The sequence below is a fragment of the Marinobacterium mangrovicola genome (assembly GCF_004339595.1).
GTDB classification, from domain to species: Bacteria; Pseudomonadota; Gammaproteobacteria; order Pseudomonadales; family Balneatricaceae; genus Marinobacterium_D; species Marinobacterium_D mangrovicola.
In genome coordinates, this window is the sequence record NZ_SMFU01000013.1 from 75,798 (window position 1) to 89,839 (window position 14,042).

12 protein-coding genes are annotated in these 14,042 nt (G+C 51.6%); 5 read left to right on the forward strand and 7 right to left on the reverse strand.

Features of this window, described 5'->3' with window-relative positions; translation table 11 throughout:
* Genes CLV83_RS20010 through mraZ form a run of 6 tightly spaced genes read right to left on the reverse strand, consistent with a single transcriptional unit; the run spans nucleotide 1 to nucleotide 6,394 of the window.
* On the reverse strand, nucleotides 1-1,374 hold the full coding sequence (locus CLV83_RS20010) for a UDP-N-acetylmuramoyl-tripeptide--D-alanyl-D-alanine ligase (protein WP_132296923.1): 1,374 nt from the start codon (nucleotides 1,372-1,374) through the stop codon (nucleotides 1-3).
* Nucleotides 1,371-2,867 (reverse strand): UDP-N-acetylmuramoyl-L-alanyl-D-glutamate--2,6-diaminopimelate ligase, encoded by a 1,497-nt coding sequence (locus CLV83_RS20015; RefSeq protein WP_243642455.1) that lies wholly within the window; start codon nucleotides 2,865-2,867, stop codon nucleotides 1,371-1,373. Before CLV83_RS20015 ends, CLV83_RS20010 begins: the two co-directional genes overlap by 4 nt.
* A complete protein-coding gene (locus CLV83_RS20020) occupies nucleotides 2,864-4,606 on the reverse strand; it encodes a peptidoglycan D,D-transpeptidase FtsI family protein (RefSeq protein ID WP_132296926.1) in 1,743 nt (580 codons plus the stop codon). The genes CLV83_RS20015 and CLV83_RS20020 overlap by 4 nt, the downstream gene beginning before the upstream one ends.
* A complete protein-coding gene (gene ftsL / locus CLV83_RS20025) occupies nucleotides 4,596-4,985 on the reverse strand; it encodes a cell division protein FtsL (protein ID WP_132296929.1) in 390 nt (129 codons plus the stop codon). Before ftsL ends, CLV83_RS20020 begins: the two co-directional genes overlap by 11 nt.
* The gene (gene rsmH / locus CLV83_RS20030) at nucleotides 4,982-5,920 is read right to left on the reverse strand and encodes a 16S rRNA (cytosine(1402)-N(4))-methyltransferase RsmH (protein WP_132296932.1); all 939 of its coding nucleotides are present in this window, start codon (nucleotides 5,918-5,920) and stop codon (nucleotides 4,982-4,984) included. The genes ftsL and rsmH overlap by 4 nt, the downstream gene beginning before the upstream one ends.
* Nucleotides 5,921-5,938: 18 nt before the next feature.
* Entirely contained in the window at nucleotides 5,939-6,394 is a 456-nt protein-coding gene (mraZ, locus tag CLV83_RS20035; protein WP_132296934.1) for a division/cell wall cluster transcriptional repressor MraZ, read from the reverse strand.
* Between the two features lie 404 nt (nucleotides 6,395-6,798).
* Here mraZ and CLV83_RS20040 point away from each other — a divergent pair, with 404 nt between their 5' ends.
* Nucleotides 6,799-7,632 (forward strand): tetratricopeptide repeat protein, encoded by an 834-nt coding sequence (locus CLV83_RS20040; protein ID WP_132296936.1) that lies wholly within the window; start codon nucleotides 6,799-6,801, stop codon nucleotides 7,630-7,632.
* A gap of 88 nt (nucleotides 7,633-7,720) precedes the next feature.
* Here the strand turns inward: CLV83_RS20040 and CLV83_RS20045 are convergent, their stop codons facing one another.
* On the reverse strand, nucleotides 7,721-8,446 hold the full coding sequence (locus CLV83_RS20045; protein WP_132296938.1) for a hypothetical protein: 726 nt from the start codon (nucleotides 8,444-8,446) through the stop codon (nucleotides 7,721-7,723).
* 455 nt (nucleotides 8,447-8,901) lie between these two features.
* Here CLV83_RS20045 and CLV83_RS20050 point away from each other — a divergent pair, with 455 nt between their 5' ends.
* From CLV83_RS20050 to CLV83_RS20065, 4 genes are all read left to right on the forward strand, one after another.
* Nucleotides 8,902-9,807 carry an HNH endonuclease gene (locus CLV83_RS20050; protein WP_165900367.1) on the forward strand — a complete coding sequence of 302 codons (906 nt, stop codon included), beginning with the start codon at nucleotides 8,902-8,904 and terminating at the stop codon, nucleotides 9,805-9,807.
* Nucleotides 9,808-9,874: 67 nt separating this feature from the next.
* Nucleotides 9,875-10,462 (forward strand): hypothetical protein, encoded by a 588-nt coding sequence (locus CLV83_RS20055; RefSeq protein ID WP_165900368.1) that lies wholly within the window; start codon nucleotides 9,875-9,877, stop codon nucleotides 10,460-10,462.
* A gap of 695 nt (nucleotides 10,463-11,157) precedes the next feature.
* On the forward strand, nucleotides 11,158-11,733 hold the full coding sequence (locus CLV83_RS20060; RefSeq protein ID WP_132296944.1) for a recombinase family protein: 576 nt from the start codon (nucleotides 11,158-11,160) through the stop codon (nucleotides 11,731-11,733).
* A 174-nt stretch (nucleotides 11,734-11,907) separates the two neighbouring features.
* Nucleotides 11,908-13,959: a DEAD/DEAH box helicase family protein gene (locus CLV83_RS20065; protein ID WP_132296946.1), complete on the forward strand. Its 2,052-nt coding sequence runs from the start codon at nucleotides 11,908-11,910 to the stop codon at nucleotides 13,957-13,959.
* The last annotated feature ends 83 nt before the right edge of the window (nucleotides 13,960-14,042 follow it).

Genomic DNA, 14,042 nt, shown 5'->3' on the forward strand with positions numbered 1-14,042 from the left:
TTATTCTCCAGTCATGAGGGCTTTTACCGCCCTCTCCATACCGGCACTGCGTGAGCCCTTGGCCAGCAGCGTTCCGGTGGTCAAATCCAATTCTTCAAGCTCAACGAGCAGGTCTTCAAAGCAGGCAAAGTGCTTGGCTTCACTACCCTGTTCTGCGGCAGCAGCCGCCGCCTGCTGCGACAGGCTTCCGCTAGTCAGCAAGCGCTCGACACCGGCTTCGCCCGCGTAACGGCCAACTTCGGCGTGCAACTCTGCCGCCTCATCTCCCAGCTCCGCCATATCGCCCAATAGCAGGGTGTGCGGACCGGGCTGATCCATCAGCACATCGATCGCTGCTTTAACGGCTCCCGGATTGGCGTTGTAGCTGTCATCAATCAGCAATGCGCCCTGTGGCAGAATATGCGGACAGAGGCGCCCAGGGACGGCACGAAAAGCCTCCAGCCCGGATACGGCCTCGTTCAACGGCAGGCCGGCCGACACCCAGGCTGCAGCGGCAGCTGCTGCGTTAGCCAGGTTATGACGGCCCATAACTGCCAGGGATACAGCGACGCTTTCGCCGCGGTAATGCAGTTCACCGCCCCAGGTACCGCGGGCTCCGACCTTCGCATTGGCAACATTCAGGTCAGCTCCGGGATTATCGACCCCGAAAGTGACCGCATCCCTTCCCAATTCGTTCAGTTTTTTTAACCAGAAAGCGGCATGCGGATCATCAAGGTTAACTACGCCGACGCCACCTTCGGTGAGACCTTCGTAGATTTCGCTCTTCGCCCGAACAATATTTTCCAGGCTGCCAAAGCCCTCCAGGTGCGCTCCCTGAGCATTCGTCAGGATCGCCACCCTGGGTTTTGCCAGGCTGGTGGTATAAGCGATCTCACCAAGCCCACTGGCACCCAGTTCGATCACTGCGTACTCATGTTCAGGCTCGATCTCCAGCAGTGTCAGCGGCACACCGATCTCGTTGTTAAGGTTGCCACGGGTAGCCAGTGTGCCCCCCCGCGTTGCCAGCATGGTCGCCAGCATCTCCTTAACGGTGGTTTTGCCACTGCTACCGGTCACAGCGAATAGCAACCCCTGGAAAGCCAGGCGGTTGTAGCCACCCAGTTTCCCAAGGGCCTCTAAGGTGTCGGCGACCACCAACTGCGGCACATCAGCGTCGACACCATGGTCAACCACCGCTGCCACAGCCCCCTTCCCACTGGCGTCGCCGACATAATCGTGGGCATCGAATCTGGGGCCTTTCAGCGCCAGAAAAAGATCACCCGATTCCACTTTTCGTGTATCCGTACACAGTCGTTTGCAGGTCAGCTCTGGCTGATCAACGCTGTCCACATCCAACACTCTGGCGAGCGCTTCGAGGGAGAAATCAGCAATCATTGCGCGCCCCTCTTTTCAAGTGCCTCGCGGACCTGCTGCTGATCGCTGAACGGATAACGTACAGCCTCAATTTCCTGATAGGTCTCGTGACCTTTTCCTGCCACAAGCACGGTATCTTCATCACGGGCATGAGCGATGGCCCAGGCAATAGCCTGGGCTCGATCCGCATCGATATGCACGGACCGTTCGGCGGGAATACCTTGTTTAATCATCTGCAAAATACTGAGCGGATTTTCGGAGCGCGGATTATCGCTGGTCAGCACCAGTTCGTCAGCCCCTCTCGATGCGATCTCGCCCATTACTGCGCGTTTGGCGTTGTCTCTGTCACCACCGCAACCAAACACCACCCACAGCCGTCCCTTTTCGTTGAGATGAGCTCCGGCCGCCTGCAACGCTTTATCCAATGCATCCGGCGTATGTGCGTAATCAACGATAACGCTTGGGGAGCCGCCCACATTGACCACTTCCATGCGCCCACTGACGGGCTTCAACGCCGCCAGCGCCGAGGAGATACTGCCGGTCTCATAGCCCATCCCGCCGAGAACAGCAGCCACCAGCAGCAGATTCGACACATTGAACTCACCGAGCACCGGCGAAGCCACCAGCGTCTCGCCCCAAGGCGTATGCAGCTCGAACATCAGCCCCTGCGAGCGCATTTCAAGTGCATCCGCATAAACCTGGGCATTACTGTCACGCGTAGAAAAGCCGATACGCTCACCGCCAGCCGGACAGCGCTGACCCAGCAGACGCTGGCCCTCCGCATCATCAGCGTTAAGAACCTGAATGGGCGCGCCATACTCGGTGAACAGGCGCGCCTTAGCCTCCGCGTAGGACTCCATGCTACCGTGATAGTCCAGATGGTCATGGGTCAGGTTGGTATACGCGGCCACATCAAACTGCACACCGGCCACCCTGGCCTGATCTAGCGCATGACTGGAAACTTCCATCACGACCGCTTCTGCCCCTTCGGCGCGCAAACGCGCCATCTCCGCATGCAGACGAATAGGATCCGGGGTCGTATGCGTTGCCTCACGCAACTGTCCGGGAAAACCATTACCTACGGTGCCGATCAGTGCAGCCTTGAGACCGCAGGCGTTCAACGCCTGAGCCAAGTAATGGGCGCAGGAGGTTTTTCCGTTGGTGCCGGTAATTCCGATCACCCGCATCTCACGGGTCGGCTCACCATAGAAGCGGCTGGCGGCAACGCCTATCTGGCTATTCAGACCCGCGACACGAATCACCGGAAGCTCCTGGCTCTGAGCCTGTTCTTCGGTGACTTCCAGTTCATCGACAACCGCGGCTACCGCGCCTTTACGCGCGGCTTCAGGGATAAAATCGCTGCCCCGGTGCTGCCCACCGGAGCGGGCAAAGAACAGGTCTCCGGGGCGCACACAACGGCTATCCTGGCAAAGCCCGGAAACGCGCAATGCCGCAATACGCTGCGGCACCTGAGGCAAGAGCTGTTGCAGTTGCATTTCGGTTGCGCTGCTCATTTCGCCACCACCTGCTGCTTATCGGGTTGAGGCCATTTATCCGGCGGAACATTGAGCAGCCTTAGCGCTCCTGTTGCTATCCGCGAGAACACCGGCGCCGCCACTGCGCCGCCGTAGTATTCCTGCCCCTTGGGGTTATCGATCATGACGGCCATGACAATGCGCGGGTTCGACACCGGCACGATGCCGGAGAACACGGAAAAATAGCGGTCGGCCGCATAGCCGCCACCACTGGCCTTGTGAGCAGTGCCGGTTTTGCCAGCCACGCGGTAGCCATCTACGGCAGCCCTGCGCCCGGTGCCCTGATCTGAGATAACGGTCTCCATCATCGCCAGCACTTCGTCGGCAATGTTTTCCGGCATCACCCGCTTACCCGTCGGCACTTCGCCATCTTCCAACTTCAACAGAGAAACCGGCCGCTGCATGCCGCCATCGGCAAGCGGGATATAGGAGTGAGCCAGTTGCAGCGCCGTCACCGAGAGGCCATAGCCGTAAGATACGGTTGAGCGCTCAACCGTCTGACGCTCACTCAGGAACGGCAGGGTACCGCTGCGCTCGCCAGGGAAGCCTGTGCCACTTACCTGACCAATTCCCAGATTGTGCATCACGTTGCGGATCGCATCCGGCTCCATATCCAGCGCCAGCTTGGTCACGCCGACGTTACTCGACTTGGTGATAATGCCGGTGAGGCTAAGCTCGCCGTAATTTCGGTGATCCCTGATCGTCGCGTTACGCACGCGGATATACCCCGGCGTGGTATCCACTACGGTGTCCGGGGTGTAACGGCCGGTCATCAGCGCCGTCGCTACGGTAATCGGCTTCATGGTAGAACCGGGCTCAAAAATATCGGTCATCGCCCGGTTACGCAGCGCCGATGTCAGCAGGTTGCTGCGATCGTTGGGGTTGTAAGAGGGTTGACTGACCATCGCCAGCACCTCGCCGGTGTGTGCATCCATAACCACAGCAGTGCCAGAATCCGCCTGATGGGTGTTTACGGCATCTTTGAGCTCCCGGTAGGCCAGGTACTGCAGACGCAGATCGATGCTCAGCGTCAGATCTTTGCCCGGCTGAGCCGGCGCCAGAGAGCGAATATGTTTGATCGTACGCCCGGTACGGTCCTTCATGACCAGCTTGCGCCCCGGCTCACCCCTGAGCCAGTCGTTATAGGCCAGTTCAAGCCCTTCCTGCCCTTCACCATCCACATTGGTGAAGCCGACGAGATGGGTAGCCACTTCCGCCGCCGGATAGTAACGTTTGTATTCCTGATCCACGTGGATACCGGCTATATTCAGCCCGGATACGCTCTTCGCCAGCTCCGGTGTCACCTGGCGTTTCAGGTAAAGGAAACGGCGCTCACGGTCCTTGTTAAGATCGCGCAGTAACTCTTCCCGCGACATATCCAGCAGCTGCGCCAGCTGTCGCAGGTTAGGGTCGCCCACGTTGGTCATTTTCGGGTCCGCCCAGATGGTCGCCACCGGCGCACTGACCGCCAGCGGATCACCATTGCGATCGGTAATCAGGCCGCGATGAGCGGGCAGCAGCATGGTTCTCAGCGAGCGTGCGTCACCCTGACTCTGCAGAAATGCCTGGTCCTCGGTCGACAGGGAGAGCATTTTCGCGAGAATACCCACCGCAATCAGCGCCAGCAGGACGAACACCAGCCACAGGCGCCAACCTCGTGCCGCCAGAGCCTGGGCTACGCCTCCCTTGACCTGCTTGTCAGTTGCCTTATCGCTCATGCCGCACTATCTCGATGTTGTCCCTTTCCGGCGTTGTCATCTGAAGCTTTTTGTCCGCCAGGGTTTCCACCCGGTTGTTTGAACTCCACGCACTCTCTTCGAGCAGTAACTGCCCCCATTCCACCTGCAGATCCTCGCCCTGAGAGCTGAGTACCTGATGCTGATTGAACAGGCGCCGATATTCGTAGGCGGAGTAGATCACCAGCATGGCCGAGGCGATCACCAACAGCACTGCCAGAAAAAGCGTTCCGGCCGGGCGTACCAACTCGGCCGCCCCAAGAATCCTCAGCTCTTCACTGCTCGATGGCGCTACCGACTGCGAAGCCGGCTTTGACCAGATGCGAAGCAGCTGCCCGAGCTTCGACCTCAGGCCGTTCATGCCTTTTTCACCGCCACTCGCATCACTGCACTGCGCGAGCGTGGGTTGGCATCAACCTCAGCCTTGGATGCCTTGATCGCTTTACCGCCACTGGTCAGACGCTGGTTAAGCATGTCATCGGTAACCGGAATACCCGGAGGTAGATGCTCGTCACCCTTCACGTATTTGCGGATAAAACGCTTCACCAGACGGTCTTCCAGCGAATGGAAGCTGATCACTACCAGGTGACCGCCCACGGCCAGAGCATCAAGGGACTTCTCCAGCACCTGCTCGATATCTTCCAGCTCACGGTTCACATGAATTCGAATCCCCTGAAACGCACGCGTCGCAGGGTTTTTGCCCTTCTCCCAGCGCGGATTTGCCTCAGCGATAATCTTCGACAGCCTGGCGGTTGTCGTAATCGGCTCCTCTTCGCGGGCCGCTACAATCGCTTTCGCCATACGACGGGAGAACCGCTCCTCACCGTAGTGATAAATGACATCAGCGATCTCTTCTTCCGCTGCGCGATTGATCCATTCGGCAGCACTTTCGCCACTACTGGTGTCCATGCGCATATCCAGCGGACCGTCGTTTAGGAAGCTGAAACCGCGCTCGGGATCATCAAGCTGTGGAGAACTTACACCGAGATCAAGCAGAATGCCGGATACCTTGCCGGCCATGCCGGCATCAGCAACGAATCGATCCAGCTCAGAGAAAGAACCGTGGCAGATGGAAAAGCGCGGCTCATCGGCGAAACGTTCACGCGCATGGGCGATCGCTTCGGGATCCTTATCGATGGCAAGCAGACGGCCGTGCTCATCGAGTTCACGCAGAATTCGTTCGGAATGCCCACCACGTCCAAAGGTTCCATCGACATAGAACCCGGAGGGGTCGGCAACGAGTGAGGTTACAGCCTCCTCCAGCAGTACCGTTGTGTGGCTGAACGCTTGTGGCATGATGCCCGGGCCCTTTACTTATAATGATAGTGTTTTCACTTCCTCAGGCAGCTCCGCACCCACAGCTTCATCCTGCAGATACGTATCCCGGGTCGCATTCCAGAGATCCTCACTCCAGATCTCGAATTTCTTGCCTTGCCCCAGCAAAACGATGCGTTTTTCCAGAACCGCGTATTCTCGCAGAGGCGCCGGCAGCAGCACCCTGCCAGCCGAATCCATATCCAGATCCGTCGCGTGTCCGATCAGCAGGCGCTTTACGCGCCGCGCACCAGGGTCATAGCTGGGCAACTGTTCCAGTTGTTCCTGAATACTGTCCCATTCGGGCTGTGGATAAAGCAGCAGGCATTTTGTTTCGGTATCGATGGTCACAACCATGCGCCCGTCGCAGTGATCCGAAATCGACTCGCGATAGCGCGAAGGGATCGCCAGGCGCCCCTTGCCGTCGAGATTGATCGGATTCATTCCGCGGAACATGATTCCCACCGGACACCCCAAAATTAACCACTTTTACCCACTTTGTACCACTATGCGACACTATAGGTATCAACACTACCCAAATCAAGGTTATCTGGGGTGAGTAAGGCTGTGGAAAAGGTCTCAGCGTTGAGCTGTAACAAAAACGGAACAGAGATTGGATGAACGCTTAAACAGTGGCAGTTCCGATCTAATCGGCAGCAGTTTCGTCAGTGCGAAATCCGGGACTTTAAGGAACCTAGAATTACTGTTTAAAAAACAACCACATCGCCAAAATAGATCAACTTCGAACACGCCCGGCAGGCAAACTTCACGCCCGCGTGTGGATATTTGACCAGGGCTTCGCTAGCTTTCTAGCAGGGCACTGAACGATAGAAAAATTCAAGTTGGGGAGTGAACGACCTATGCGACGATTGGCACTGTTTTTCACAGCCGGTGCGTTCATAACGCTGGGTGGGTGCACTCAAATCGGTTTGATCGGCTCCTCCACCCCCACTCGCGATATTGCCGAAAAGGCAAGCCAGGGGGACGCCGATGCTCAGTATCAGATGGGATTGCGCTTCACCAACGGCGCCGATGTATTGCAAGACTATACGATGGGCCTTCGATATTTCACCGACGCTGCAGAGCAGGGCCACAGCAACGCTCAATACATGCTGGGCATGGCGTATTACCTGGGCCGCGGAACCCATGTTGATTATGAAGAAGCCCGTCACTGGCTAAAGCCCGCAGCACAACAGCACCACCGCGAAGCGATGCATTATCTGGGTGAAATCTATTTCAACGGTTATGGCACAGACAGAGCTCCCGCCTGGGGAGTTCAGTGGAGCGGCCAGGCTGCCGAGCGCGGATACCCGGAAGCCCAGTATCTGCTCGGAGTCAGCTATTTATCCGGTTTAGGCAGCCCAAGAAATAAAAACCTGGGAATGATGTGGCTCAGCAGCGCCAGCAAGCTGGGCAGCTTGAGGGCCACGGAGTTAATTAACAACCTGGATCAGAAGCGCCAGAGACAGGCGCCTCCTCAGAGCACACTCAGAAACCTGCCGCTCAACAAGAAATACCGCATAAGGTACGCCCAGATACGCCTAAACGAATTAGGCCACCCTGCGGGCTACCCCGATGGAATCTGGGGACCCAGCACAGAACGCGCGGCAAACAGCTTCATGAGGAAAACCGCGTTTTCACTGGATAGCCTGATTGAGGCTCTGCGGAAAGTAAAAGAGCCAATCAGCCCATAAACGCGAGCCCTCTCACCAAGCCAGAGCCGACTTTCCTTTATTTTTTTTTGGGCGGGCGGGCAGCCAACCCTCTGTTAAATAACACCTGCTAGAGAGTTTCGCCACTCACTTTATCCGCGACCTCATCGGCAACAGCTGATTCTATGCCCAGCAGAGAGTTAACCTCGGCAACAACGCTCGGTGACAGGGTTTTATTGGCCGCTTCCGCTAACGCCGTCACTTCGGCCTGCGCCTGGTTATTCAAACCATCAGTGGTTGCACCATCCAGATCGGAGCGAGCCCTGCTTAGCTCCGCCTCTACATCCGCATAGGCCTGAGTCCCCTCTTCAAGCGTTTCCAGTTGATCTTCGAGCTGTTCGATCCTTTCGGTCAGAGAATCCACTTGTTCGGACAGCGCGATCCCATCTTCCACAACCCGCTCATAAGCCGCGATCAATCCGACCCGGGAGTTGGGCGCCGCATTAAGTCGCGCAGTGGGTGACGCATGGGCCGCATTCAATGCGCCCAGGGCACTGGCGACCTGCCCACGATTATTACCCAGACCGCGCCCCCGATTACCCTTACCCTCTGTCGCGACACCCAAACCCCTTGCGCCAAGGCCGCCCGCGTTACCCTGGCCTTTTCCATTACCACCGGCGTTACCATTTCCTCCGCCATTTCCTCCGCCATTTCCACCTCCATTACCGCCACCGTTTCCACCTTTGGCGTATACCTGAGCCCCCAGATCGACGGGCGCAAGCGACTGCACCAGGACAGGACTCAGTGAGAGTGCGGAAACAGTAAATATCGAGACGACCATAGACTTGAGCTTCATGACAACCTCCCAACAACAACTGAGGTCAGTCTAGCAAATGAAGTGATCGACATTAGCGCAGCGGCCCCGCTAATGAGCAGGTCTCAAGAAGAGCCAAAGGAACTGCAGGACAATATAGAAGGAAGAAGTGGGAGTCAGCCGATAAGCCGGGTTTTGTCGTGGACAATCATTCATCTAGGATCTGCGTCACCACAGACCTCCAGCAACCTACCCGGACCCAGCGCGGGCCACGCCTTAAGGGTCCCTATTTGGTCTTGCTCAGTACGGTTAATAAATCATTTCGAATTGAGGCTAGTGTAGTCCAATTTGTAGTCCAAACAGGAAAGGAATTTACAAATCAGCGTGCTAACCTAATGCAACCTCCTGAAAGTTGGTGGAATAGGTTCTGGCGTGCATCGGGAGTGATTTCTTCTAGACTGAAATCAGCTAGCTTTTTGCGACCAAGGAGGGCAAGTATGAGTAGGAAAAAGCGAGGTTGGAAGCCAACAAAAATGGAGACAATGGCACTCAACCACCAGCCCAAATCGGGGCTTGTTAAATCACCGCGCCAGAGCCATGGCCCCCTAGCTTCTCTTGATATTGAAAAATACATGCGAGAGAAGCTAGGACACCACCTAACTCATGAACGCCCAGTAGAGCCTCATGAAGCAGTTTCCACTAACCAAGAAGGAAATAACCAGCCAATACAAGAAGTCCAGTTCCTAACCCGAGAAGCAATAGGTGAGATTCTTCAGAATGCTGAGTTAGAGGAATTAGAATCGCTATGGTCTGACCGAAAGCAGAAGATTCAGTACAAAGAAGACGCCTATGCGGTGTTTTCAAAGATTCGGTTCTTAGAAGGGATAGACTCTATCATTCGTCCTTATGAAGACCTAGCAGACTCCCCCCTCCTATCCTCTTTTGAAGAATATGGCGATGACCTTCATGGACCGACAATCACACCTGAACCCTCTCAAGAGTACACATTGGAAGGCGACAAACGTTTACGCTTAACTACTCTGACAGCAAGAGACGGACAAGCGCGTTTTAGGAACGAACTAATACAACACTATGATTTAAGGTGTATGGTTACCGGTGAGGCAATCGAAGCGATAGTCGAAGCAGCACACATAATGCCGTATGACGGAAATAAGTCTAATCATATAAGCAATGGGCTGTTACTTAGGGTCGATATTCACCGTTTGTTTGACAACCACTTGCTAACCATCGAACCGCACACCTTCAAGATCCACCTACATCCCTCTTTAGAGAAAAGCAGTTACTCCTACCTCCAAAACCAGCCTTTAAGGCTTCAGCATGAAAACTTAATTGACAATGAAGCATTGGCTAAACGATTCAAAGAAGCATTGTATATCAACTAGTTATATTCATAATCTTAAAGATAAACAACTACTTTCATTACAAGGAATAGGGCCAATCGAGAAAGCCATGGATAATTGGATTGGGATTATAGGTACATTGCTTGGTGGGGTTATCGGAGCAGGCACCACCTACTTTACTGCAAACGCTCACGCCAGGCGACAGATGAAGTGGGAGTCAGTAAAGCTAACTCAAAGTAAACTTGAGGAATTGGCACAAGTGCTCGACGAGTTTGCACACCGTTATAGAGACATAAGCGGGCAAGCCTTGATGCAAGTACAGTTTGGGGAGCGGATTGCGTCAGATGGACAAAGAATCCCCCACAGCCGTTTAGCAATGCTGGTGCACTTTTATGCGCCTGAATTACGTCCCGACCTAGAATTACTCATGACATTGGTCGAGAAGTACGGTGAAGTCTTAGCTGAGGTTATTCAATCTGCTGAACTAAACACTCCACAGAAACAGAACCTGAACGTTAGACTTCTTACTGGAGCAACGGCAATAGAAAAGAAGTGCGAGGAAATGAGCAGAAAGGCGGCAGAGGTTGCCACCGCGCACATTGAACGATTAACCGCTGAAAAACCGTTAAACAGAAAATGTTGCCTATCTGCCATTATTACTTTCGCTAAAGACACTTTCAGCCACAAGCACCGCTGAGTTCCTCGCATTGCTCAAATCGAGCATTCCACTCCAGCCCCTCTAACTTGGCTGAAACCATACGAGTACAGTTTTTGTACTTAAAGCTTCGCCCAACAAGCCAATATGCAACAATTTTTTCACTATTGGCTTGTTACCCAACCGCTCCCATCGCACTTATAGCACCCCCGGTGACGCCACCATCGCCTCCGCAAATCGGGCATAACTCATGAATTACCTTTTCTCTTTTTTTAACCCTAGGCTTCTTTTAACCCTAGGCTTCGGTTTGGACTTAACATCAGGCGGTTGAACATGACTAAAGCCATATAGAGAACTGTGAGCTTCGTGAAGATGACTACGAAGCTTATCGGGTTCAATCCGCGCACTACATCGTGGGCACTGCAGAAGAGTCGGCTTAGCCATGAACCTTCCTTGATAGTGGCATTTAAAAGTTTGTTGTGGCTTTCCTAAAACCATAGGCTACTGGAGCAATTCAATTCATACCAGAGCATGGTCAAACCATTGCCAAAGCGAACGTGTGACTTGGTCCCTAGCACACGATGGAGGACCTGCCTCATGCTTTGGGTCATCAATCGTTCGTTTTATGACACCAGAAAAACCCCTCGTCTAGTAGTGTCAACAAAATAGCGTTGACACTTAATGACACCAAATGAATAATGACACCACATTAGATGATACCAGCAAGGATCAACGCCATGTCACGCATCTTCGCTTACTGCCGTGTCAGCACCAACGAACAGACGACCGCCAACCAGATTCACGCAATTGAATCAGCAGGCTACAAAGTAGAAGAGCAACGCGTTGTTTCTGAGACCATCTCAGGATCTGTTGAGGCAATGAAACGACCGGCATTCTCCACCTTGGTTAATCACAAGCTGGAATCAGGAGACACCTTGGTAGTGCTGAAGTTGGACAGGCTGGGAAGAGATAACATTGACGTTCAGCAGACCATCACAATGCTAATGGACAAAGGCATCAGCGTTGTATCACTAGATCTACCCTCTAAAGATTTGGCATCAGCAGAAGGCAAGCTGATCCTACAGATGTTTACGGCTTTTGCAGAGTTTGAGAGAAACCGAATCAAAGAGCGCACACGTGAAGGGCTGAAAAGGGCTAAGAGCGAGGGTAAAAAACTAGGGAGGCCTGTAGCAACAGACACAACCAACGCAGTGCAGAAAGCAAAGCAAGAAGGCTTAAGCCAATCTGAAACAGCTATCCACCTTGGTATCAGCCTTGCCACTGTAAAGCGACACTGGAATAAAGCAGCCTAACCCTGACGCATGGCCCCCTAGGGGGTATTTTCTGACAGTTCTACAAAGGTACCCTGTCTACTGATTCTTGTTTGATAGTCACCGCTCACACTCACATAAAATTCAAAATGACTTTATGCTCTCGCCACTTGAGCATCAACAAGAGCCCTAACTAACCATACAAGGAGGTAGTAAATGATTTCTTTGCCGGATCCTTCAGCTCTTGCACAAGAGTTTTCTGATGCAGTTTGGACAAAAGAGTTCTCCAACGTATCGTCACCAAAATTGATTGAAGCTTGGAAAACACTTTTCCACACCTACAACGACTCTATAGAAAACAATCAATCTTGCACTCAGCCTGTCCGTAAGAAAGTCGTTTCCATGCCAACAGGTACCGGAAAATCTCAGGCAACCATCCATTACCTAAGAAAGTTTTATGATTTGGAGGAGCTTGAAGATATAGGCGTTTTAGTAATAACTTTTTTCACTGCCGAAGCTGAACAAGCTTGCGACTCAATCAACAAAAGCGAAATAGCTCACACAGCTAACTACCATAGTGCAGATCACAATTTATCTGATACTCTTCTCGGAAACACCCAAGTTCTCTATATAACGCACGCACAGTACCTTTTAGCTCTGCAAGACTCTGAAAGGTTAAAAAAGCTGAATACATATAGGAAAAAGCCTAGGTCACTCATCATCATTGACGAGTCAATAAGTCAAATCAACGACCACAGAATAACTTTAGATGATTTCCGGACAGCAACCAGCAAAATAACTGAGTTACTCGAAGCTGATAACCTACTCCAAGACAGTGACAAGAAGAAACTAAAAGAGGAAAAAGATTACTTGAACTCCATTATGAAACTAATGGATAGCCTTGAAAATAAAATAACTCGTTCTTCTGGTGTTTACGCATCGAATGAGCAAATTGAAACAATTAAAAACCCGTTGGCTTCATTAAACTGTCTAAAGTCGTTCTGCTCTGGTGATAAAGCAAAGATTCTTAAGAGGATCGATAGCTCAACAAATTTTCTTGAGCTTAAGGAATTAATTGATACTCTTATCGCGATTCAGACCCAAGATATTTGCTACTTCAGTAAAGGACTCTATGGGCTGGCACTAAACACTGTTAGCTGGATAGATATCCAAGATAAAAATACGGTTATTCTAGACGCCACAGCCGACATAAACCAGATATATAAACTACATAAAAATATTGACGTTGTCTCTATACCAAGCAAATTGAGACGTTATAAAAATGTTACTCTACACGTGTCCGAGCAAATCTATAACCTAGGTCGTAAGCAACTTGATGAATGGTCAACACTAGAAAATATTAGAGACCATTTCAATCAGCTAATTGAGTACTTATCTCCTTTCAAGGAAGAATACGCGTTAGAAGTTCTTTCTGCAGAATTTGATAAAAGAAAACCAAAAAATGAGCTAGAAGATAAAATATTAATTGTTACGCATGCAAACGTAGCGAAAAAAATAAGAGATTTTTTAAATATTATAAAAAATGATTATCGATACCCTACACATCCAGGGATTGAAATAGGGCACTGGGGTAACTTAACCGGTAAGAACGATTTTAAAGACTACAACAAGATTGTCATAATCGGTTTTTTCAACAAACCTGAAACACATACTACAAATTTACACATAACTAGTGATACTGGACTATGTGCAATTCGCAAATATAACCATTCAGATATTGCTGAAGAAATAGAATCTGAGCGCACTGAAATTAAACACTCAGATTTGGCCGCAGAAGTCATCCAAGCCATTAACCGAATTCGATGTAGATCTGTTATTGACAAAGAAGGAAATTGTTCTAAAAGTGATATTTACCTGCTCAATACCAGTGATCGAAACTCTTTCAATTATGTACTGAATAAAATTGAAAAACACATGCCTGAAATCCAGATATTAACAGACTCAAATCTTGTTTTGTCTGATGGGCTAAAGCATAACAGCGAAGGTCGCACGGGAAGACCCACTGATGAATACGACAATATGTTTATAAATTATGTCGTCACCCTTCCAGATGGAACCTACAAAACAAGTGATATCAAAAGAGGCTCAACTGTGAGTGAACGTCCAATGAAACGTATTTGGAAGTCCATCCAAGATGCTCAAAACAACTATGATGATAGCAATACCCTTCATGCATTCTGCAAGGAGCATGGCATCAGCCTTCGTGGAAGCGGTAGAGGAAAGATGATGGTCAAATCCAAGAAGTGACTTTCCGGTACGTATATCCCTATTAATATTATATAGGACTTATGTACCGGAAAAATAATCATTAGATATGAATGGACTATGTC

Bases quoted from the DNA above. Each gene is read 5' to 3' on its own strand.
- CLV83_RS20015 (WP_243642455.1), bottom strand. From the start codon at position 2,867: ATGAGCAGCGCAACCGAAATGCAACTGCAACAGCTCTTGCCTCAGGTG.
- CLV83_RS20055 (WP_165900368.1), top strand. From the start codon at position 9,875: ATGGATAATTGGATTGGGATTATAGGTACATTGCTTGGTGGGGTTATC.
- CLV83_RS20065 (WP_132296946.1), top strand. From the start codon at position 11,908: ATGATTTCTTTGCCGGATCCTTCAGCTCTTGCACAAGAGTTTTCTGAT.
- CLV83_RS20040 (WP_132296936.1), top strand. From the start codon at position 6,799: ATGCGACGATTGGCACTGTTTTTCACAGCCGGTGCGTTCATAACGCTG.
- ftsL (WP_132296929.1), bottom strand. From the start codon at position 4,985: ATGAACGGCCTGAGGTCGAAGCTCGGGCAGCTGCTTCGCATCTGGTCA.
- mraZ (WP_132296934.1), bottom strand. From the start codon at position 6,394: ATGTTCCGCGGAATGAATCCGATCAATCTCGACGGCAAGGGGCGCCTG.
- CLV83_RS20060 (WP_132296944.1), top strand. From the start codon at position 11,158: ATGTCACGCATCTTCGCTTACTGCCGTGTCAGCACCAACGAACAGACG.
- CLV83_RS20010 (WP_132296923.1), bottom strand. From the start codon at position 1,374: ATGATTGCTGATTTCTCCCTCGAAGCGCTCGCCAGAGTGTTGGATGTG.
- CLV83_RS20020 (WP_132296926.1), bottom strand. From the start codon at position 4,606: ATGAGCGATAAGGCAACTGACAAGCAGGTCAAGGGAGGCGTAGCCCAG.
- rsmH (WP_132296932.1), bottom strand. From the start codon at position 5,920: ATGCCACAAGCGTTCAGCCACACAACGGTACTGCTGGAGGAGGCTGTA.
- CLV83_RS20045 (WP_132296938.1), bottom strand. From the start codon at position 8,446: ATGAAGCTCAAGTCTATGGTCGTCTCGATATTTACTGTTTCCGCACTC.
- CLV83_RS20050 (WP_165900367.1), top strand. From the start codon at position 8,902: ATGAGTAGGAAAAAGCGAGGTTGGAAGCCAACAAAAATGGAGACAATG.